Source organism: Pseudomonas sp. TWR3-1-1, assembly GCF_049896545.1.
Classification (GTDB): domain Bacteria; phylum Pseudomonadota; class Gammaproteobacteria; order Pseudomonadales; family Pseudomonadaceae; genus Aquipseudomonas; species Aquipseudomonas weihenstephanensis.
Map to the genome: position 1 here is coordinate 630259 of NZ_JAFCUO010000001.1, position 21742 is coordinate 652000.

Genomic DNA, 21742 nt, shown 5'->3' on the forward strand with positions numbered 1-21742 from the left:
GGACGTCTGCGCACCGCTTGCACCGGGTTATTCGGCTACGGCCTGGTGTTTCTTGATCAGGTCGACCAGCCGTTGCGCCAGTGCCGGGTAGTTCTCGTCGAAGTGATGGCCGCCCGGTAGCTTCAAGCCTTCACCCACTGCTGTTTTGGCCGTACAGCCGCTTTCGTCGACTTCCTCTTCGCCATAAATACACACGACTTTGGCTGGCGGCAGTTTTGACATTTCTTCGCCTGTGTCGGCTTCTGCACCCGCTTTACCCAGCCAGCCATCCACATGGATTTCAAAACTGCCACTGCGGGCAAATGCCAGCAACATAATGGCATCTACGCGCTTTTGCTCGGCTTCTGGTAGACGGTTGTAGGTGGCAGGCAGCACATCAGCACCAAACGAGTAGCCGACCAGCACAAAACGCTGGGTGCCCCATTTCTGACGGTAGTGCTGCATCAGTTCTGTCAGGTCGGTAGCGCTTTGCTCCGGGGTTTTGTGCTGCCAGTAGTAGCGCAGCATGTCGATACCCACCACCGGGTAGCCGATCTTGGCCATTTCACCGGCCACGTCACGGTCCAGATCACGCCAGCCGCCATCACCCGATAAAAACAGCGTCACGGTATTGTTTTGCTGACCGGCCGGGACTTCGACCACCGGCATGCTCAGCCCACCGTTCTCATTGCCCACCAGGATTTTGCGCAGTTCATTGCTCAGCACTTGCGGCAAATGGATGTCGTAGTCGCTGATGCTGGTCTGTGCATTGCTTTGATCGCGTACGAACGCAGCACTTGGATCGTCAGGGTTGTCGTTCCAGGCCACCAGCCAGTTGCCGTGGGCAGCCGCCTTTGGCACGGGCAGGGCGCATCCCGGCTCTTCGAGCTTGAAGCCCACTGACACCGCTTGCGCTTTGTCGTTGGTTTGCCCGGCCAGCCAGCGCCAGGCCAACGTTGCGCCGGGACCTATGCCACTGACCAGCGTGGCCGGACCTTTGAGCTGAGCGAGTGCGTTTTGCAGCGCTTGCTGCTGCAAGGTGCAGTCCTCTTTGGGCAGGATGACCTGCGCCAACTGAGCTGCGCCGCCGCGGCTCAACGCCAGTAATTGCTTATCGTTGAGCGCTTCTTCGGCGGGTACGGCGATGACCACTTGGGCGCGGGCTTTCTGGCCCGGGATGACCTTGGTCAGCGTCGAGCCGTCGGCTTGGCTGATGTGTTCAATTGTGGGCTCAGGAGCGGGGCGGTTCCATGCCCAATAGCCGCCTGCCACCAGCGCGACCAACACCACCAGAGTGACCAGCAAAAACCGCCAGGAACGATGTTTCATTAACGTTTCACCAATCCAGTCAAGCCGCCTGCAATCAGGGCGGCGGTATCAGCCAGTGCGACCAGCGGATCAAGTCCGGCAGGCACGGCCATATAACGAGGTTCCCAGTCAGGCTGGAATTTGTCTTTAAAACGGCGCAACCCCTGGAAGTTGTACAGGTGCTCGCCGCGCTGGAACAACATCGACCCCAAACGCTGGGTCAGCGGTGCGCCCCGACGCGGTTGCAAGCCGGACAACGGCACCATCCCCAGGCTGAAACGGGCATATCCGTGCTTCTTATAATGCTGAATCAGGCCGACCATCATGAATTCCATGGTCAACTTCGGCGCATCGGGGTGAGCGCGCATCAGGTCAAGGCTCGACAATTCGTGGCTGTGAGTCTCCAGCAAGTTGGCGAACGCCACCGGTTTACCTTCGAAACGAATAATCGCCACACGAAAATGCTTGATGTAGTCCTCGCTGAATCGTCCCAGCGAGAAGCCTTTTTCGCGCACGTTCTTGCCCGTGAGCCAGGCATCGGAAATCACCTTCAATTCATCCATCGGCGCTTCACCCGGTTCGTGAATCTCCAGTGACAGGCCGTCACGAGTGCCGCGGTTCCAGGTGTAACGCAGGTCCTTCATCTCTTTGCCTTTGGCGTCGAGATCAAAGCGCTGCAAATCGACGCGGGCTTCTTCGCCCAGCTTGATCGCGGTCAGGCCGATGTCCATATAGAACGGCAGGTTCTCAGCACGAACCTGATAAAAAACGGGGCGCGCGTGATAGGTGTCGCACAGGTCGCGAAACTGCCAGATCAACTCGGCACGTTGCTGGTTCGGCCCAATCGGGTCGTACAAGGCCACCAGGCTGCGGCCACGGCGGGCGTACATCAAAAAAGCGTTATCGTGCGGGTGGAACAGCAAGGCTTTATCGCCGGTCAGGGCCAGGCCGCCGTCGGGTTGGTTGGACGCCAGGAGGATTTTCTCGGCGCGTGCCAGTTCCTCGGCATCCGGCAGGTGGATGACGGGCCGGGCGGTGCGCAGCAGCCAGGTCAGCGAAACGATCACCAGCACCACGGCGGCGCCCAGCAATGAGCGCAACCCGCGTGGCGCATCGGCATCCAGGGTGAATTGCCACCACAGCTGATGGCTGTAAGGCACGTCCTGATAGGCAAACAGCAGCAGCCAGATCGAGGCGCCCAGCACACAGAGGCTGGCGACCAGATACAGGGGAGAGAAGGGCAGTTCAGTCAAACGGCTGGGGCGATAGAACGAGCGGCGAAACAGCGCCAGCAGGCTGGCGGTCAGGGCCAGAATGCACGCTTCTTCCCAGTCAAAGCCCTTGAGCAGCGACAGCACGGCACCCACCAGCAGCAAAATGGTGGTCAGCATCCACGCCGCCGACAAGCGTCGACGCAAGCCTTGAGCCAGCAACAGGCACAGCACGCCAATCAGGCTGGCGCCAAAGTGTGAGGCATCAATCAGGCGGTGCGGGATAAGAAAGCCGATGTGTTCAAGGCGGGTGTCGATTTCAGGAGTCGCCCCCGAGAACAGCAACACCACGCCCGACATGAACACCAGCACCGCGAGGATCGGGGCGGCAAGGCCCGAAGCGACGCGCAGACTTTGGCGGGTTTGAATCAGGCGCTGGGCTTCGTTGATCAGCAGCATCAGGCACGCGACCAGCAGCGGCAGAATCACGTAAATCATGCGGTACAGCAGCAAAGCGGCGGCCAACGGCGCAGCCCCCAGCTTGTCGGCAAAGGCGGCGAGCAATATCGCCTCAAAGACACCCACGCCGCCGGGTACATGACTCAACACGCCTGCAGCCAGCGCCAGCAGGTAAACCAGCATGAAAGCGCCAAACGGGGGCGCTTCGGGCAGTAACAAATACAGCACGGTAGCTGCTGCGGCCACGTCCAGGGCGGTGATCACCAGTTGCAGGAGCGTCAGGCGTGGGCTCGGCAGGCGCAGGGTGCGTCGGCCAGCCTTGACCAGCAAGTTGTCCGGTATCGGTTGTTCGGGCAGTCGGCGACGATAAATGCCCAGTGCCAACAAACCGAACAGTGCCAGCACCGCGAAAGAAATCGCACCCAATAAATAGGCGGGAAGGTGCAGGGCGGCTGCGGCTGCGGGCAAATTGCTTAATGTTGCGAGCGCTGCCAGGGGCGGTAACGCGCAGCCTAAAGAGAGGCTGGCGAACAGCGTCATGTGTGCCACTTCCGAGGCGCCGACACCGTGGCGTGCATATAAACGGTAGCGCACCGAGCCGCCGGACAGCAGCGACAGGCCGATGGCGTTACCAATGGCAAAAGCTGTGAAGCCGCCAAGAGCCAAAGTTTTGGGAGGCAGTTTGACCCCCGCGTAGCGACTCGCAGACCATTCATACCCGAGCAGGATCAGAAACCCGACAGCCGTGGCAGCCACAGCGCCGAAGAGGGCGGGCTTGGGCACTTCAAGAATGGAGTCGTGCAGTGCGTACAGGTCAAGTTCGCTGAGTAGATGGCGACATGCAATCAGGGCTATCGCAAACAGCAGCAAGGTGAGCACCAGCCCGATGGGTTGGCGGTACTTGCTCAACAAATCCAGCCAGCGCAAGCGGGTCGCGGCAATCGGGTGGGCTGCTGTAACGGTGTCTTTGGGGAGTGGCGAGTTATCGGGCATCAATCACCTCGTGGATCGTGCGCGATAGGATGGAGGCATCGACTCAAGTTACCAATCCTTTTGGCTAAAATATTTTGAAATACTTTCAGTTGTTTGCCTGAGGTTCAGGTTGACGAGGTGAAAAGAAGGTAGTTGCTGCGTCAGGGGATAGCTGCACGAACTTTCAGAAATATGCCGTTTATTGTCAATAAACGCGTGCCGGGCACTTTTCGAGCGCGCACAAAAAAGGCCACTCTTTCGAGTAGCCTTTTTCGATGTTTGGTTGCGGGAGCCGGATTTGAACCGACGACCTTCGGGTTATGAGCCCGACGAGCTACCAGACTGCTCCATCCCGCGTCTGTGTGGGCGCATTCTACAGATGAACGAAGATGTGTCAACGCTTAATTGACCGTGCGGTCGAAATAAACAACGTTGAGGTGGTAGGTCAGCAAAAACACACACGCACAAAAAAGGCCGCTCTTTCGAGCAGCCTTCTTCGATGTTTGGTTGCGGGAGCCGGATTTGAACCGACGACCTTCGGGTTATGAGCCCGACGAGCTACCAGACTGCTCCATCCCGCGTCTGTGGGGCGGATTCTACAGCGATACGCCGCAGTGTCAAACTTTAATACGTAAAAACAATGAATTAGGTCGCATGCGCAGATTTCAACCTGAAAGCCGGGCGCGGACTTGCCAGTCACTGCCGCAGGCTGCAATGGGGGTGGCAGTGCAAATGAGGGTCAGCAAGTGTCATTGCATAAAACGCGCGCGCACAAAAAAGGCCACTCTTTCGAGTAGCCTTTTTCGATGTTTGGTTGCGGGAGCCGGATTTGAACCGACGACCTTCGGGTTATGAGCCCGACGAGCTACCAGACTGCTCCATCCCGCGTCTGTGGGGTGGATTCTACAGCGATAGGCTTTGCTGTCAAACGTTAATTTACGGAAAAACCTTTTGGTTCAATCGGTTAGCTGATAAATGCAGCTATAAAAAGCGTCACAGAGCCCGCAGCGCAAGGGCTTAGGTTCTATTAGGGGTGTGATTCCGATTAGAAAAATAAATTAAGCGTGAAAATTCCCACGCTGGTCGGGGAGTATTAAGACTACTGGTGCTATATACAGTTCAGGGTGACATACTAGCGATCCGCTTTACTTCACCTCGGAAAGAACGCCGGCCTACATGACGCAGCGAAAAATCATCCACGTCGACTGTGACTGTTTCTATGCCGCCATCGAGATGCGTGATGATCCGAGCCTGGCCAACAAGCCTATGGCGGTCGGCGGCTCGGCCGATCGACGCGGCGTGATCTCTACCTGTAACTATGAAGCGCGGGCTTACGGCGTGCGCTCGGCGATGTCATCCCGGCATGCCCTTAAGCTGTGCCCGGACCTGGTGATTGTCCACGGTCGCATGGAGGCTTATAAAGAGGCGTCCAGGGAAATACACGGCATCTTGCGTGATTACACCGAGCTGATTGAGCCGCTGTCGCTGGACGAAGCTTATCTGGATGTCTCCGATAGCCCGCATTTTGCAGGCAGTGCAACGCGTATCGCGCAAGATATTCGGCGCCGGGTCTCTAATCAGTTGCATATCACCGTCTCTGCGGGCGTGGCGCCAAACAAATTCCTGGCCAAAATTGCCAGTGACTGGCGCAAGCCCAATGGTTTGTTCGTCATCACCCCTGACCAAGTGGACGATTTTGTATCGGCACTGCCGGTAAACAAGTTGCATGGGGTGGGCAAAGTCACGGCTGACAAACTGGCGCGACTGGGGATTGAAACCTGCCTTGATTTGCGCGACTGGAAAAAATTGGCGTTGGTGCGTGAATTCGGCAGTTTCGGTGAGCGACTTTGGGGATTGGCGCGGGGGATTGATGAGCGCTTGGTGCACAGCGACAGTCGTCGTCAGTCGGTCAGTGTCGAAAACACCTACGATGTGGACTTGCCGGACCTTGCCGCATGCCTGGAAAAAATCCCTGAACTGCTCGATACCCTCAATGGGCGCATCAGTCGGCTCGATGCCAGTTATCGCCCGGGCAAACCGTTCGTCAAAGTGAAGTTTCATGACTTCACCCAAACCACTCTTGAGCAGTCGGGTGCAGGGCGGGACGTGGAAAGCTATCAAAGCCTGATGAGTCAGGCGTTCGCACGAGGCGCCAAGCCCGTTCGATTGCTCGGGCTGGGGGTGCGTTTACAGGATTTGAGCACCGGATTTGAGCAATTGGAGCTGTTCAGCGCACGCCCGTAGCCGCAGCCTTGGGCGGCCGCTACGGATGGCTTTTATGTCAGCTAACCCCCGGATCTGCCACCAGGCGCCCGGCGTTTTTGGTCAAGGACTGAAGGAATTCGCGCTGTAATTCAGGATCATTACGCGTGAGTTCGATCAAGCTCTGCTCCAGCTCGCTGGCTTCTTCTTCCAGCCCCAGTTCAGACAAGCGTTTAACCCGATGCACCCATTGGCTGACGTCATCACCCTCCAGGTCGTCGTAAATCAGGTTGTGCGCTTCCAGCAGTTTGCCTCGCAGGTTGCTGCTTACCGACAGGGTTGAATCCGAATGGGTTTCGTCCTGCGCGTCTTCTACGGTGATTGTCAGCTTGCCGACGTGATTGAGGTCTTGTTCGGCAAACGGGCTGTCCAGCAAATTGAGGCGCAGCACGCCATTACGGTCAGTGGTCAGCTCATGGTGTTGGGTGCCTGCGGTCACCACCACGGGACGCTCGGCCCACGGCAGGCTGGAATATTCCAGGCGCGATTCGCGCTGAACGTCTTCAATGCCTGCCAGGTTCTGCTGCGCACGGCCGTTGGATTGCACGTTCATGGCCGGGTTCAGGCCGTCGACGCCATAGCTGAGCCAGTCTCTGGTGACACTGTCTGGCAGTTGCCCAAACATGAAGATGTTCAGCACATTGGCGCCCACACCTGCCACAACCGCTACAGCCCCCAGTGGTACCTCGTAGATTTCTCGCCAGGGTTGGTAGGGGGTGTAGCGGTCATAGCGCCGGGTAACATCGAACTCAGTGACCTCAAAGGTCTTTTGTTCATTGATGCGCACACGGCGTTGCGGCAGCTCAAGCACAGACGGTGAGCCCACATCGATTTGTAAGCTGTGGGAGAGCAATTTGCGCTCAATGCGCTCCTCGTGCTCGCTGCGTTGCGACATGTGATTGGCACAGCCGCTCAACAGCAGGGCGCCGCACATGGCGGCGCCCCCGAGGGTTAAGGTACTTCGATTGAACATGGCGTCTCTATCTGGGTTCAGCGACGGATACGCGCCTGAAGGAATGCGAGGACGTCAGCGACAGGCAGGGCTTGCGGCTCTGCTTCGGTGCGGCTCTTGTACTCAAGGTTGCCTTCGGCCAGGCCACGGTCGCTGACCACGATGCGGTGCGGGATGCCGATCAGTTCCATGTCCGCGAACTTGATGCCCGGGCTGGTTTTCTTGTCGCGATCATCCAGCAGCACTTCAAAGCCTGCGGCGGTCAGTTGGGCATACAGGGCATCTGTGGCTTCACGTACCGCTTCGGTTTCGTAGCGCAGGGGTACCAAGGCAACCTGGAAAGGTGCCAGAGCATCGCTCCAGATAATGCCGCGCTCGTCGTTGTTCTGCTCGATGGCGGCTGCCACCACGCGCGAAACACCGATGCCGTAGCAGCCCATGCTCAGCGTGACCGGCTTGCCGTTCTCACCCAGCACCTGGCACTTCATGGCTTCGCTGTACTTGGTACCCAGCTGGAAGATGTGACCGACTTCGATGCCGCGCTTGATTTCCAGCGTGCCTTTGCCGTCCGGGCTAGGGTCGCCAGCCACCACGTTGCGCAGGTCGGCAACGGTAGGGACGGGCAGGTCACGTTCCCAGTTCACGCCGAAATAATGCTTGTCGTCGATGTTGGCGCCAACGGCAAAGTCGCTCATCAGCTCGACCGAGCGGTCAATGATGCACGGCAATGGCAAGTTCAGCGGGCCCAAAGAACCTGCACCGGCACCAATGGCCTCGCGCAGTTCAGCGTCACCGGCCATGACCAGCGGGCTGGCCACGAGCGGGTGGTTGGAGGCTTTGATTTCGTTCAGCTCGTGGTCGCCACGGATGACCAGGGCGATCAGCTTGCCTTCTTCGGCAGCGTGAACGATCAGGGTCTTGACGGTTTTCTCGATCGGCAGGTCGTAGCCTTCGACCAATTGCACGATGGTTTTGGCGTCTGGAGTGTCCACCAGGCGCAGCTCCAGTGCAGGAGCAGGGCGCGAGGTCTCGGTGGGTACGGCTTCGGCTTTTTCAATGTTGGCCGCGTAGCTCGAACCGTTGCTGAAAACAATGTCGTCTTCGCCTGACTCGGCCAAGACGTGGAACTCGTGGGAACCGGCACCACCGATAGAGCCGTTGTCGGCTTCAACCGGGCGGAAATTGAGGCCCAGGCGTGTAAACACGTTGCAGTACGCCTGATGCATGCGGTCATAAGTGACTTGCAACGACGCTTCGTCAGCGTGGAAGGAGTAAGCGTCCTTCATGATGAATTCGCGGCCGCGCATCAAGCCGAAGCGTGGGCGGATCTCATCACGGAATTTGGTCTGGATCTGATACAGGTTGATAGGCAGCTGTTTGTAGCTGTTCAACTCGTTGCGGCACAGGTCAGTAATGACTTCTTCGTGGGTCGGCCCCACGCAGAATTCGCGACCGTGGCGATCTTTAAGGCGCAACAGCTCAGGGCCGTACTCTTCCCAGCGACCGGACTCCTGCCACAGCTCAGCCGGTTGAATGCTCGGCATCAGCACTTCCAGAGCACCGGCAGCGTTCATTTCTTCGCGAACAATGGCTTCGGCCTTGCGCATGATGCGCAGGCCCATCGGCAGCCAGGTGTACAGCCCCGAAGCCAGTTTGCGAATCATGCCGGCGCGCAGCATCAGCTGATGGCTGATAACGACCGCGTCCGATGGCGTTTCTTTTTGTGTGGCGAGCAAATATTGACTGGTGCGCATGGTTAGCCGGTGCCGTTGCTGATGACTAGAAATGACTGGGCATTGTACGGGCGAGAGGTGCTTGCGTACAGGCCAGGCGGGGGAGCTAGGCTCCCCCTCGTGTTTACGGGGTTTTTTCGAGGTCGACGGGGGGATTCAAGCGAGCGCGACGGCTCTCTTGATACCAGTGCAGGCTAATCAGCAGCAGCGTTGGTATGCCCATGACGGCCGTAATGATGAAGAAGGTGTGGTAGCCAAACTTTTCGACCATCACACCCGAATAGCCGCCCATCAAGCGCGGGAGCAATAACATGATCGAGCTGAGCAGGGCGTATTGCGTGGCCGAGAACTTCAGGTTGGTCAGGCTCGACAGGTAGGCCACGAACGCTGAAGTGGCGAGGCCCGAGCTGAAATTGTCGAGTGAAATCGTGACAATCAGCATCTGCAGATTCGGCCCCATATCCGCCAGCAGCATAAACAGCAGGTTCGTCCCTGCCGACGCCGCGCCGCCAATCAGCAGAATCGGCAAAATGCCAAAGCGCACAATCAGCAAGCCGCCCATGCCAGCACCGACCAGGGTCATGATCAGGCCAAAAATCTTGCTGACGCCGGCGATTTGATCTTTGGTGAAACCTTGGTCGATATAGAACACGTTGGCCATCACGCCCATTACCGTGTCCGACATGCGGTAGGTGGCAATCAGCCCGAGCAGCAGCAGGGCTTGCCAGCGATAGCGCACGATAAAATCGTTGACTGGCGTCAGTACAGGCGCCAGCCCGCGTCGTCCAATTGACGACAAACACAGCACCGTCAGCAGGGTGTACAGAATCGCTCGCAAGAATGCGCGGTCTTCGAGCAGCAGGTCAGTGGGGCTCAGGTCCCCAAACATGACGCCCGCAAAGTCGGTGTTGTAGAGCTGCGTAAACATCGCGGGCACCGACACCAGCAGCACAATCAGCACAAAAACCGACGCCAGCTGATGGCCGAAACTGTAACGCCCGGCGGACAATTGGGTGCGCAAAGGCACCGGGGGTTCGCGCATAAAGAAAGTGGTCAGCAGGGCTGGGACCATCAGCAACCCAAACAGCACGTAGGTGCCTGTCCAGGCCGAGTGTTTGTAGTTAAAGCCGGTTGAGCCGAAGCCTTCGGCAAAAAACAGTGCGCCCGCGGTGGCCAGTAACGCGGCCACGCGATAGCCGGACATGTAACTGGCGGCGAGAGCGGCCTGGCGGCTGTCTTCTGCAATCTCCAGGCGATAGGCGTCCACGGCGATGTCTTGGGTTGCCGAGGCAAATGACACAATCACCGCGATGGCAATCAGCCACGAAAGGTGTTTTTGCGGATCACAGAAGCCCATGCCGATCAGGCCCAGGATCACCAGCGATTGCGACAGCACAAGCCATGAACGCCGCCGTCCCAGTTTGCCGAGCAAAGGCAGGCGCCACTGGTCGAGCAGCGGTGACCACACCCATTTAAAGGCGTAAGCCAAACCAATCAGGCTGGCATAGCCGATGGTTTCGCGGGCCACACCGGCTTCTCGCAACCACACGGAAAGGGTTGAGAACACCAGCATGTACGGCAAGCCGGCGGCAAAACCGAGCAACAACAGCACAAGAGTCGAGGGGCTGGCATAGGCAGCGAGCGCGGCGCGCCAGGTTTTACGGGGCATGGGCTGGAGTCTGCCTCAGGTTACGGAAACAAAGGGCGCACTCTAACCGCAGTGCTCTATCGGGCGCCAGCCATGACGCTGGATATCCACACGATTATTCATAATGCTCAAGCCCTCAGTGCGCAGGCGCGCACGTTGCTCGTCCCCCGACGGGCTGCCTGCTGGCAAACTGATACGTCCTCCAGCGGCCAGCACGCGGTGCCAAGGCAGTCGCGAGCCTTCGGGCAGTTGGCTGAGAGTGCGTCCCACCCAGCGAGCGGCCCGGCCCAGGCCTGCCAGCTCGGCGAGTTGGCCGTAAGTCACAACGTAACCGGCAGGGACCTGCATCAATGTGGAGTACAGCGCCTCACGACGAATCTCGGCGGCTGTTTGAGTGGCGCAAGAGTCTGAATTCACCGCAAGTGCCTTAATGTTTTTTGCCTATAAATGTAAATGAAGACATTTCTGTCAATTGGACTAATGAAGGAACTACAACCTTTTCAGTCGGTCTTTCTATGCCTGGGGCGTATCCATCGGGATAATGCCGGCATTCTTTCGCAAATCTGAGTTTCGCATCTGCTTATGTTGTCCAGAACCTTGTTATGCCTCGCTGTCCTGAATGTGTCCACGCCTTTGCTCGCAGATACGGTCTGGTTGAAAAACGGTGACCGCCTGAGCGGCAAAATCAAAGTGTTTGATGGTGGCAAATTGCTCATTCAAACGGAATATGCGGGTGCCATTCCGATTGACTGGAAGCAAGTCAAAACCCTGGAGAGCGATCAGGAGCTTCTGGTCAAGCAAGATGCTTACGCAGGCGAAAAGGCCAAGTCACTCAAAGCCGCTGAAGACGGCAAGGTTATTCTGGCCAACGGCGAAGCGCCTAAAACGGTAGAGCTGGCGAGCATTCAGCAAATACTCAAGCCCAAGCCGGTGATTGAAGACCTGGTCTGGAAGGGCAATGTAGATGTGGCGCTGGACTACAAGCGTGCAGACAAAGACACCGACGATTACGACATCGATTTCAAAACCACGGCGCGTCACGGGTCTTGGCGTCACCATGCTGAAGGCGAATACAACCGCGAGTTCCAGAACGACGTTGTGACCACAGACAACTGGAGCGCCGAATACGCGCTCGACCACTTTATTGATGAAAAGTGGTATTGGCAGGGCCGTTTGACCTACAAGCGCGACAAAGTAGAAGACGTCTCCCGCCAGCGCACTGTGGGTACCGGTCCCGGTTACCAGTTTTGGGATGATGAGTTGGGTTCGTTTTCCTTGGGTTCTTTGCTCAACCGTACCGATTACGAATACTCGGATGGCAAAAAAGACAATTTCTACTCTTTGGCCATGAAGTGGGATTACAACCGTTACTTGTTGGGTAAAACGGTTTCGCTCTTCACCAATGGCGAGTTGGGTAAACCGCTGGGCAGTGCTGCGGATTACAGCCTGGATGCCGAGATCGGCCTGCGCTACAAAGTCACCGAATGGGCATCGCTCAACCTCAAGGCAGAGAAAGACCTGATTGGTGGCGGCAGCGGCAGTGACAACACCCTCAACAAAACCCGCTACACCGCAGGCTTTGGTGTGACCTGGTAATGGCCTCGACAGCTAAAGAGCACTGATCACCCTGTAGCCGCTGACGAGCAACGCGAGGCTGCGTCCGGCGGCGAAGCCGTCGCAAACCTCTCTAGGCCGGAAAATAAGCTGTTCGAATTGAGGCTGCTTCACACCTCGACAGCAAAAGAGCACAGAGCACCCTGTAGCCGCTGACGAGCAGCGCGAGGCTGCGTCCGGCGGCGAAGCCGTCGCAAACCCCTCCAGGCCTGAACATCAGCTGTTCGAATTGAGGCTGCTTCACACCTCGACAGCTACAGAGCACAGAGCACCCTGTAGCCGCTGACGAGCAGCGCGAGGCTGCGTCCGGCGGCGAAGCCGTCGCAAAACCAACCAGCGCGAAACATCAGCTGTTCGAATTGAGGCTGCTTCACACCTTGACAGCAAAAGAGCACAGAGCACCCTGTAGCCGCTGACGAGCAGCGCGAGGCTGCGTCCGGCGGCGAAGCCGTCGCAAACCCAACCTACGCGGAACATCATCTGTTCGAATTGAGGCTGCTTCACACCTCGACAGCAAAAGAGCACTGATCACCCTGTAGCCGCTGACGAGCAGCGCGAGGCTGCGTCCGGCGGCGAAGCCGTCGCAAAAACCCCTCCAGGCCGGAACAGCAGCTGTTCGAATTGAGGCTGCTTCACACCTCGACAGCTAAAGAGCACTGAGCACCCTGTAGCCGCTGACGAGCAGCGCGAGGCTGCGTTCGGCGGCGAAGCCGTCGCAAACCCAACCAGCGCGAAACATCAGCTGTTCGCATTGAGGCTGCTTCGCACCTCGACAGCAAAAGAGCACAGAGCACCCTGTAGCCGCTGACGAGCAGCGCGAGGCTGCGTCCGGCGGCGAAGCCGTCGCAAAAACCCCTCCAACCTTGAACGTCAGCCCTACCGCAGTACGCGCCTCACTTACCGGTGCGGTGTCCCCTGCGGGTTAAATCCGTAACCCGCCATCCAGCTCAAGAATCCGGCCGGTGTAGTAGTCGTTTTCAAAGATGTAGGCCGCCGAATGGGCAATTTCTTCAACGTTGCCCATGCGCTTAAGCGGAATAAATGCCGTCATTTTTTCCAGCGCTTCGGGCTTCATGCCCAAGGTCATTTCTGTCTCAATAAACCCCGGAGCAATACCCGCCACGCGGATGCCATAGCGCGCCAGTTCTTTGGCCCAGGTCACGGTGGCGGCAGCAACCCCTGCTTTGGCGGCAGAGTAGTTGGTTTGACCCACATTACCGGCCCGCGAAATGGATGAGATGTTGATGATCGCGCCCTGATTGCTCAGCTCGACCATCTTGGCCGCCACTTCACGGGTGCACAGAAAAACACCGGTCAGGTTTACGTCGATCACCGCTTGCCATTGCGCCAGGCTCATTTTGCTCATGACGCCATCTTTGACCTTGAGCAACAGGCTGTCACGCAGGATGCCGGCATTGTTGATGAGGCCGTTGATCGCACCAAAGTCCTCAGCAATTTGTGACACGGTTTGTATGACTTGTTCTTCATCCGCCACGTTGCACAGGTATGCACGGGCCTCGACGCCGTGGGCCTGACAGGCCGCCACAGCCAATTCGAGCTTCTCGGGGTTGAGGTCAATCAACGCCAGTTTTGTCCCTTTGCCAGCCAGATACTCTGCCATGGCACGACCTAACCCTTGGCAACCGCCAGTGATAATGATTACTTTGTCTTTTAGTTGCATGACAGCCCTCGGCAGCAGTTGAACGGTGTGATTCCTTACGCAGCCGTTGATCAACGCCTTGGGAGCGGTCGTCTATCAAACATAGCCCTGAGTGCGGGTGTACTGCATGCCCTGAACTCGTCCGTTTTTGACGGAGTTTTTATAAGGAGTCATAAGTTGAGCGTTGAAGCCGTCAAGCATGCCCGAGAATTACTGCTCAAGGAATACCGTGGAGCGCTGGCCACCCAGTCCAAGGCGATGCCGGGCTTCCCGTTTGGCTCGGTGGTGCCCTATTGCCTGGACGAGCAAGGGCGGCCCTTGATCCTTATCAGCCGGATTGCCCAGCACACCCATAACCTGCGCAAAGACCCCAAGTGCTCCTTGATGGTCGGCGAGCGGGGCGCTGAAGATGTGCAGGCGGTGGGTCGCCTTACCTGCCTGGCTGAAGCCGAGCAGTTGACTGACCCTGAGGCGATTGAAGCGGCTGCCGAGCGTTACTACCGCTATTTCCCTGAGTCGCAGAGCTACCACACGGCCCATGATTTTGACTTTTGGGTGCTCAAGCCCGTTCGTCATCGTTACATCGGCGGTTTTGGCGCGATTCACTGGCTCGATCAGGTTACGTTGGCAAACCCGTTCGCCGGTCAAGCTGAAGTGCGCATGGTCGAGCACATGAACGATGACCACGCCAATGCGATCCAGCACTACGTTGAACTGGCCGGCTTACCGCAAACCGTGCCCGCCACGCTGGTCGGTATTGACAGTGAAGGCATGCATTTGCGCATCGGCGACGGCCTTTATTGGCTAGGCTTTCCAGAGGTGTGTAACAACCCTACACAGGCCCGCGAGGCTCTGGTCTTTCTGGCGCGTGCGAGCCAGTGGCCGAAAAAACAGCCAGCCTGACCTTGAATTCAGCGCCAAGCGCCGTCATCTAAGAGGGGTTGGAAGATATTCTTCCGGAGAGGAATCATTTGATGCGCGCTTTTCTATTGCTCTTTCTGTTGTTTCCAGTGCTAGAGCTGTACGTCTTTTTCAAGGTCAGCACCGCTATCGGGTTCTTCCCCGCGTTGCTGCTGATCATTGCTGGCTCCATGCTGGGCGTTCTCGTCGTGCGTGTGGCAGGTTTGGCGACTGCGCTCAGTGCGCGTGAAAGCTTGAACCGCGGTGAGTTGCCCGCCGAACAAATGCTTCACGGTCTGATGATGGCATTGGGTGGCGGTTTGCTGGTGCTTCCAGGTTTTATCAGCGATGTTGCCGGTTTGCTGTTGCTGCTGCCGCCCGTGCGCAGCCTGTTGGTGAATCGTCTGCGTAAACGTGCGCAAGAACAGGCCATCCGTCAGCGTGCTTTCGCCGATGAATTTGATGTGCCGACCCGGCCTGGTTCGCACACGCCTCTAGGCCGTGAGCCTAATGTGATCGAAGGCGAATTCGAGCACCGCGACAAGTAAAGCGGCTTAGCGTTTTCAACACGGCACCTAGAGTGCCGTGTTTGTTTTTTAACGGTGTGCAAACGCAAAAAAAACACGCGTGGGCCCTTGTAATCACTAAGGGCGCCCTCATGTAACGGACACCGCAGGGTTTTGCTGGCAACAGCAAACACTCTTTCGCGAAACACTCCCGGCAATTCCGGACTTGTAAACCCAGCCGGTATGAAACCGGCCGATGAACACCACAATTAGGAGAGATCGACAATGAAGCTTCGTCCTCTGCATGACCGCGTCGTAATCCGTCGCAGCGAAGAAGAAAAGAAAACCGCTGGCGGTATCGTTCTGCCGGGTTCGGCTGCTGAGAAAGCCAACAGCGGTGAAGTCATCGCTGTGGGCACTGGTCGCGTTCTGGACAACGGTGAAGTGCGCGCGCTGGCCGTAAAAGTGGGTGACAAGGTTGTGTTTGGCCCGTACTCCGGCAGCAACACCGTGAAAGTAGACGGCGAAGACCTGTTGGTAATGGCTGAGAACGAGATTCTCGCTGTTATCGAAGGCTGATTTCCCGCTCATTTTCCCGTTACTACACAGTATTTAAGGAAGAACGAACATGGCTGCTAAAGAAGTTAAATTCGGCGACTCCGCCCGTAAAAAAATGTTGGCCGGTGTAAACGTCCTGGCTGACGCAGTAAAAGCGACCCTGGGCCCTAAAGGCCGCAACGTGATCATCGAGAAGAGCTTCGGCGCTCCGACCATCACCAAGGACGGCGTGTCCGTTGCCAAAGAAATCGAGCTGAAAGATCGCTTCGAAAACATGGGCGCGCAGTTGGTTAAAGACGTTGCCTCCCGTGCCAACGATGACGCCGGTGACGGCACTACCACTGCAACCGTACTGGCTCAGTCGATCGTCAACGAAGGCCTGAAAGCCGTCGCTGCCGGCATGAACCCGATGGACCTCAAGCGCGGTATCGACAAAGCGACCATCGCTATTGTTAAAGAACTGCGTCAGCTGGCCAAGCCATGCGCTGACAGCAAGGCTATCGCTCAGGTAGGTACTATCTCTGCCAACTCCGACAGCTCCATCGGCGACATCATTGCCGAAGCCATGGAAAAAGTCGGTAAAGAAGGCGTGATCACCGTTGAAGAAGGCTCGGGCCTGGAAAACGAACTGTCTGTGGTTGAAGGCATGCAGTTCGACCGTGGCTACCTGTCCCCTTACTTCGTAAACAAGCCAGACACCATGGTGGCTGAGCTGGACGGCCCGCTGATCCTGTTGGTTGATAAAAAAATCTCCAACATCCGCGAAATGCTGCCAGTGCTGGAAGCCGTTGCAAAAGCCGGCCGCCCACTGCTGATCGTGGCTGAAGACGTTGAAGGCGAAGCCCTGGCGACTCTGGTTGTGAACAACATGCGCGGTATCGTTAAAGTCGCTGCTGTTAAAGCACCTGGCTTCGGCGATCGTCGTAAAGCAATGTTGCAGGACATCGCTGTTCTGACAGGCGGTACCGTAATCTCCGAAGAGATCGGCCTGAGCCTGGAAAGCACCACCCTGGAGCACCTGGGTAACGCCAAGCGCGTGATCCTGTCCAAAGAAAACACCACCATCATTGATGGCGCTGGCGTTGACGCGGACATCCAGGCCCGTGTAACTCAGATCCGTGCACAAGTGGCTGATACCACTTCTGACTACGACCGTGAAAAACTGCAAGAGCGTCTGGCCAAGCTGTCGGGCGGCGTTGCAGTGATCAAGGTTGGCGCTGGTTCTGAAGTAGAAATGAAAGAGAAGAAAGCTCGCGTTGAAGACGCCTTGCACGCAACCCGTGCAGCCGTTGAAGAAGGCGTGGTACCTGGCGGTGGCGTGGCACTGGTGCGTGCGTTGCAGGCTATCTCCGAACTGAAAGGCGACAACGCTGATCAGAACGTAGGTATTGCTCTGCTGCGTCGTGCTGTTGAAGCCCCTCTGCGCCAGATCGTTGCCAACTCCGGTGACGAGCCAAGCGTAGTCGTCGACAAAGTGAAGCAGGGTTCGGGTAACTACGGTTACAACGCTGCCACTGGCGAATACGGCGACATGATTGAAATGGGTATTCTTGACCCGGCTAAAGTGACGCGTTCGGCTCTGCAAGCGGCTTCCTCGATTGCCAGCCTGATGATCACCACTGAGGCGATGATCGCTGAGATCCAGGAAGACAAAGCAGCTGGCGGCGGTATGCCAGACATGGGCGGCATGGGTGGTATGGGCGGCATGATGTAAGCCAGCCTTACCCCGCTACGCAAAAGCCCCGCCTGAGTAATCAGGCGGGGCTTTTTAGTGCCCGGCTATTAGTGGTGGTTGTCCGGCGCACATGTGCTTGCGAGGCCATCGCGCGGTGATAGCAAACTGGCGTAGAACTGCTGGTCATCGAGTTCGTTGTTACGAGAAGCGGCGAAGAATTGAGAGGGGCCGTTACTGGCCCGTTCGGGCTGGTAAGCATTGCCGCCCTGGCCGCGCCAGCAGACCTGCGAAAACGATCACGCGCGTGCGCAAGTCTGCTGGCGCGGCTGTCGATCGTTTGTGAACCGCAGGTGAAAAAAATGTCAGGGTCTGATGAGCGTCAACTAAATACGCAGAACGCCTTATGGCACTGGCCCTGCGCCGATCTTCACTCTAAGCTGCGCGGGCCAAGACGGCCGTAACTGCGTACGGAGAAAGTGCCCATGCGAATTCTGTTGGTTGAAGACAACCGCGATATCCTCGCCAATCTGGCCGATTATCTAGGGCTTAAAGGCTATACCGTGGATTGCGCACAGGACGGTTTGTCGGGCCTGCACCTGGCGGCCACCGAGCATTACGACTTGATCGTGCTCGACATCATGCTGCCCGGCATTGACGGCTATACCTTGTGCAAGCGCTTGCGTGAAGACGCGCGCCGCGACACACCGGTGATCATGCTCACCGCCCGTGATCAGTTGGACGATCGCCTGCAAGGCTTCAAGTCCGGTGCCGATGATTACCTGCTCAAACCCTTTGCGCTGTCTGAATTGGCGGCGCGCATTGAAGCCGTATTGCGCCGTGCCCAGGGCGGCGGGCGGCGCGAGTTGCAAGTGGCAGACCTTAAATATGACCTGGACACCCTTGAAGTCACGCGCGATGGGCGCCTGCTCAAGCTCAACCCGGTAGGGCTAAAACTGCTGGCTGTGCTGATGCAAAAAAGCCCGCACGTGCTGCGCCGCGAAGTTTTGGAAGAAGCCTTGTGGGGCGACGATTGCCCGGACAGCGACAGCCTGCGCAGCCACGTCCACCAACTGCGCCAGGTGATCGACAAACCGTTCGATAAACCGCTGCTGCAAACCGTGCATGGCGTGGGCTATCGCCTCGCCGAGGCACGCGATGGAGTTTAAGCAAAGCCTTGCCCAGCGGATCATCATCGCGTTTGCGCTGATGAGTGCGCTGGTTGCGGGCACCTTCGCGATGGGTATTGTCGCCACCGTGCACCTGGTGGAAGAAAAACTGATCTCGGCCGGTTTGGGCGGTGACTTGCAGCGCTTGCTGTTGATGGACAACGTTGCCGACTGGAATCACCGCCCCGAGCCAGACCAGTTGTTCTACTTCAGTGGTGGGCGCGGCGACTTTGCCTTACCCAAGGATCTGCGCCATTTGCAGCCGGGCTTTCATGAGGTGTTTCGCGACCAGTTGTCGTATCACGCCATGGTTGAGGTGGTTGACGGGCGGCGCTATGTCTTGCTGCAAGACCAAAGCGATTTTGAAGAGCGTGAGCGCGTACTGTTTGCCGTGGTGCTGGTGGGCTTTGTGCTGGCGCTGGCGCTGGCGGTCTTCCTGGGTTGGGTGCTGGCCAGACGGGTGATGGCGCCGGTGGTAAGGCTGGCGCGCCAAGTGCGCCATCGCGATCAATTGCTCGGGTTGGCCCCGCCCTTGGCGCCCGATTACGCTGCCGATGAAGTGGGTGAACTGGCCGTTGCCTTTGACGCCACGTTGGGGCGCTTGCGCGATACGCTGACCCGCGAACGGCTGTTTACCAGTGACGTGAGCCACGAGTTGCGCACGCCGTTGATGGTCCTGGCCAGCTCCTGCGAGCTATTGCTCGAAAACCCGGCCCTGGATCAACGCAGTCGTTCACAAGTGGAGCGTATTTCCCGCGCTTGCGAAGAGATGCGCGAGTTGGTGCAGACCTTTCTCATGCTGGCTCGCGCGCAACACGAAGACGCCAGTATGTCGCCAAAGGTCAACCTCACCACCGTGGCTGAAGGCTTGATCAGCCTGTGGCGTGGCCCGATTGAAGCCAAAGGCCTGGAGCTGATCTACCAGCCGGGTCAGCCGCTGGACACGCTCTATAACGCAACATTCCTGCACGCGGTGATGGGTAACTTGTTACGTAATGCGTTGCACTACACCGATACCGGCTTCATTCGCCTGACCCTCGAACCGACCGGTTTTGTGGTGGAGGACAGCGGTGTCGGCATCCCGGAAGAGAAACGCCAGGCCATGTTCCAGCCTTTTGTACGCGGCAGTGAAAAGCGCGGAGAGGGGCTGGGGCTGGGCTTGTCATTGGTTCAGCGCATCTGTGACAGCCAGGGCTGGCGTGTGTCATTGACCACGATGGAACCCAACGGTTGCCGTTTTCACGTCGAACTCGATCCCAAGGATTGATGCCCGCTTAACGACGGCCTGCACCTTGCTCGCCGTCGTCTCCTCTTAGCTTTTAGTCGTTAAATGGCCCCGCGCCAGCACTCCATGCCTGTAAAACCCTGCGATCTTTGCGGTGTTTAGCGGCACAAATTTTTCACTCGATGATGACCTGATGCTCACACCCGCCTGATTAAGGTAGGGCTACATGCTTCAGGAGAGCCGTCATGAGCCCCGCGATCACACTTAAGTTTTCTGAAAAGTACGACCAGCAGCACGCAGCTGATTATCTGTTAAAGCACCAGAACGGTTGGGCGCGACGCTTGTCCCATACCCGTGACGAGCAGTTGGCGCGTCGCGCCCTGGCGATAGCGGGCGAACCTGGGGTGGTGCTGGATTTACCGTGCGGCGCAGGTCGTTTTTGGCCGTTACTGGCCGCAAAACATAACCGTGAAATCATCGGGGCTGATAATTCAGCGTCTATGCTGGAAGTGGCTTGCGTCGCTCAGCCGGCCGAAGTGGTGAAACGGGTACGCCGTTTGCAGACGTCTGCGTTTGATATAGACCTGCCAGATAACGCGGTCGACAGTATTTTTTGTATGCGCCTGCTCCACCATATCGGTGACGCAAGTCATCGGATGGCTCTATTGCGGGAGTTTCACCGTGTCAGCCGCGACAGCGTGATTATTTCTCTGTGGGTCGACGGCAACTTCAAGGCGTGGAAGCGCAAGCGTCTGGAGCGTCAACGGGGCACTTCGCCTGTGCAGGAGGGTTACCAAAATCGGTTTGTGTTACCTGCTGTTACAGTTGAGGCGGAGTTTAGAAAGGCTGGTTTCACCGTTCAGGAGCATTTGGACTTTATTCCGCTGTATGCGATGTGGCGGGTTTACGTACTACGCAAGAGGTAACTCATGGCCGTTGATTGTGTACAGCAACCCCCGATGTCGACAGAAGACTGTTTTGAACATTACTGGCGCCAGGAGGGCGAGTGGGTCGAAGAACCCAACCAGCGTCGTGGCGGGGAGAGTGGGGTACAACGAATCCACGAAGCGGGTCGGTTGTTGTATGCCAAGCGCCAAGTGGGCCATATCTACCGCAGTTGGCGCTACCCGCTAGGGCGCCCGACTGTGTTGCGTGAGCGCGATGCGCTGCTGGCCCTGAGCGCCTTGTCAGTCAATGTGCCGGAACTGGTGTTTTGTGGGGCCAGGCAGGCACCGGACGGGCAATGGCGTGCGTTGTTGGTGACGGCGGCGCTGGACGGCTTTATCGAAATCGACAATTGGTACGCCGCCGGTGGGCGTGAGCGCTATGGCGAAGCCGTGCATGAGCGCGTGCTTGAGGCGGTGGCGCAAAACCTGGCGCGCATGCACCTGGGGCGTTGGCAGCACGGTTGCCTTTATATCAAACATGTCTTTGTACGGGTCACGGGCAGCGCGCAGAGTGCAACGGTAGATGTTGCCCTGCTTGATCTGGAGAAATGCAGGCAACGCCTGACACCCTACAAGGCGGCCTCACACGATCTGAAGCAGCTGCGTCGCCATTCGTCGTGGAGCGACACCGACTGGCGCAAGTTGATCTACTTTTATGAGACGGTGTTTGGCAGCGCCATCAAAGGTTTACGGTGATGAAGAGAGAAATAGCACGAGGTTTGTTCCTGCTGGGTGCGCTGGCGATTGCTTCGGTGGCAATGGCTGCCTGGGAGCAACCCCGTTTGCAAGTGCTGAGTTCAACCACCAGTGGCAGTCAATGCCCGCTGCCGCGCGTCGCTAAAGTCGAAACCATAGCCAGGCCGGATCATGATTTATTGCTGTTCATGTTTGGTATGTCCCAAGGCCTGCGCCCCTGACAGGCTGTCTGTCACCGTTGCCGAAGGCCATGTGCGCAAGCGAAGACGTC

Annotated in this window: 18 protein-coding genes and 3 tRNA genes; 11 read left to right on the plus strand and 10 right to left on the minus strand. The window is 57.6% G+C overall.

Annotation, left to right across the window (positions count from 1 at the left end; translation table 11 throughout):
* Positions 1-27: 27 nt before the first annotated feature.
* The 5 genes from ACP7A4_RS03025 to ACP7A4_RS03045 all read right to left on the minus strand — a co-directional run bounded on the left by ACP7A4_RS03025 (position 28) and on the right by ACP7A4_RS03045 (position 4817).
* Complete coding sequence (locus ACP7A4_RS03025) at positions 28-1308, minus strand: virulence factor family protein (RefSeq protein WP_203302408.1); 1281 nt, start codon at positions 1306-1308, stop codon at positions 28-30.
* On the minus strand, positions 1308-3950 hold the full coding sequence (mprF, locus tag ACP7A4_RS03030) for a bifunctional lysylphosphatidylglycerol flippase/synthetase MprF (RefSeq protein ID WP_059761484.1): 2643 nt from the start codon (positions 3948-3950) through the stop codon (positions 1308-1310). The genes ACP7A4_RS03025 and mprF overlap by 1 nt, the downstream gene beginning before the upstream one ends.
* Positions 3951-4209: 259 nt before the next feature.
* A tRNA-Met gene (locus tag ACP7A4_RS03035) sits at positions 4210-4286 on the minus strand.
* 147 nt (positions 4287-4433) lie between these two features.
* Positions 4434-4510, minus strand: a tRNA-Met gene (locus ACP7A4_RS03040).
* 230 nt (positions 4511-4740) lie between these two features.
* A tRNA-Met gene (locus ACP7A4_RS03045) sits at positions 4741-4817 on the minus strand.
* A gap of 288 nt (positions 4818-5105) precedes the next feature.
* On the opposite strand from ACP7A4_RS03045, the gene dinB reads away from it, so the two are divergent.
* Positions 5106-6173, plus strand: coding sequence for a DNA polymerase IV (dinB, locus tag ACP7A4_RS03050; protein WP_059761568.1), 1068 nt, complete (start codon positions 5106-5108; stop codon positions 6171-6173).
* A 37-nt stretch (positions 6174-6210) separates the two neighbouring features.
* On the opposite strand, the gene ACP7A4_RS03055 is transcribed toward dinB, so the two are convergent.
* The 4 genes from ACP7A4_RS03055 to ACP7A4_RS03070 all read right to left on the minus strand — a co-directional run bounded on the left by ACP7A4_RS03055 (position 6211) and on the right by ACP7A4_RS03070 (position 10941).
* Positions 6211-7164, minus strand: a complete 954-nt coding sequence (locus ACP7A4_RS03055) for a hypothetical protein (protein WP_048362798.1) — start codon at positions 7162-7164, stop codon at positions 6211-6213.
* 17 nt (positions 7165-7181) lie between these two features.
* Positions 7182-8897 (minus strand): proline--tRNA ligase, encoded by a 1716-nt coding sequence (locus tag ACP7A4_RS03060; RefSeq protein ID WP_048362799.1) that lies wholly within the window; start codon positions 8895-8897, stop codon positions 7182-7184.
* Positions 8898-9000: 103 nt separating this feature from the next.
* On the minus strand, positions 9001-10545 hold the full coding sequence (locus ACP7A4_RS03065) for an AmpG family muropeptide MFS transporter (RefSeq protein ID WP_059761566.1): 1545 nt from the start codon (positions 10543-10545) through the stop codon (positions 9001-9003).
* 42 nt (positions 10546-10587) lie between these two features.
* Positions 10588-10941 (minus strand): MGMT family protein, encoded by a 354-nt coding sequence (locus ACP7A4_RS03070; protein WP_059761565.1) that lies wholly within the window; start codon positions 10939-10941, stop codon positions 10588-10590.
* 165 nt (positions 10942-11106) lie between these two features.
* On the opposite strand from ACP7A4_RS03070, the gene ACP7A4_RS03075 reads away from it, so the two are divergent.
* On the plus strand, positions 11107-12120 hold the full coding sequence (locus tag ACP7A4_RS03075) for a DUF481 domain-containing protein (protein ID WP_059761564.1): 1014 nt from the start codon (positions 11107-11109) through the stop codon (positions 12118-12120).
* A gap of 940 nt (positions 12121-13060) precedes the next feature.
* Here ACP7A4_RS03075 and ACP7A4_RS03080 read toward each other — a convergent pair.
* A complete protein-coding gene (locus ACP7A4_RS03080; protein ID WP_426245472.1) occupies positions 13061-13819 on the minus strand; it encodes an SDR family oxidoreductase in 759 nt (252 codons plus the stop codon).
* Positions 13820-13975: 156 nt separating this feature from the next.
* Here ACP7A4_RS03080 and ACP7A4_RS03085 point away from each other — a divergent pair, with 156 nt between their 5' ends.
* The 9 genes from ACP7A4_RS03085 to ACP7A4_RS03125 all read left to right on the plus strand — a co-directional run bounded on the left by ACP7A4_RS03085 (position 13976) and on the right by ACP7A4_RS03125 (position 21692).
* A complete protein-coding gene (locus ACP7A4_RS03085) occupies positions 13976-14701 on the plus strand; it encodes a HugZ family protein (RefSeq protein ID WP_059761562.1) in 726 nt (241 codons plus the stop codon).
* A 71-nt stretch (positions 14702-14772) separates the two neighbouring features.
* On the plus strand, positions 14773-15246 hold the full coding sequence (locus ACP7A4_RS03090) for an FxsA family protein (RefSeq protein WP_059761561.1): 474 nt from the start codon (positions 14773-14775) through the stop codon (positions 15244-15246).
* Between the two features lie 243 nt (positions 15247-15489).
* Positions 15490-15783, plus strand: coding sequence for a co-chaperone GroES (locus tag ACP7A4_RS03095; protein WP_016779794.1), 294 nt, complete (start codon positions 15490-15492; stop codon positions 15781-15783).
* A gap of 49 nt (positions 15784-15832) precedes the next feature.
* Positions 15833-17476, plus strand: a complete 1644-nt coding sequence (gene groL, locus ACP7A4_RS03100) for a chaperonin GroEL (protein ID WP_048362806.1) — start codon at positions 15833-15835, stop codon at positions 17474-17476.
* Between the two features lie 443 nt (positions 17477-17919).
* Positions 17920-18603: a two-component system response regulator ColR gene (colR, locus tag ACP7A4_RS03105; RefSeq protein WP_048362807.1), complete on the plus strand. Its 684-nt coding sequence runs from the start codon at positions 17920-17922 to the stop codon at positions 18601-18603.
* Positions 18593-19870 carry a sensor histidine kinase gene (locus tag ACP7A4_RS03110; RefSeq protein ID WP_048362808.1) on the plus strand — a complete coding sequence of 426 codons (1278 nt, stop codon included), beginning with the start codon at positions 18593-18595 and terminating at the stop codon, positions 19868-19870. The genes colR and ACP7A4_RS03110 overlap by 11 nt, the downstream gene beginning before the upstream one ends.
* 203 nt (positions 19871-20073) lie before the next feature.
* A complete protein-coding gene (locus ACP7A4_RS03115; RefSeq protein ID WP_059761560.1) occupies positions 20074-20754 on the plus strand; it encodes a class I SAM-dependent methyltransferase in 681 nt (226 codons plus the stop codon).
* A 3-nt stretch (positions 20755-20757) separates the two neighbouring features.
* On the plus strand, positions 20758-21471 hold the full coding sequence (locus tag ACP7A4_RS03120) for a lipopolysaccharide kinase InaA family protein (protein ID WP_048362810.1): 714 nt from the start codon (positions 20758-20760) through the stop codon (positions 21469-21471).
* Entirely contained in the window at positions 21471-21692 is a 222-nt protein-coding gene (locus tag ACP7A4_RS03125; RefSeq protein ID WP_426245476.1) for a hypothetical protein, read from the plus strand. The genes ACP7A4_RS03120 and ACP7A4_RS03125 overlap by 1 nt, the downstream gene beginning before the upstream one ends.
* Positions 21693-21742 lie beyond the last annotated feature (50 nt).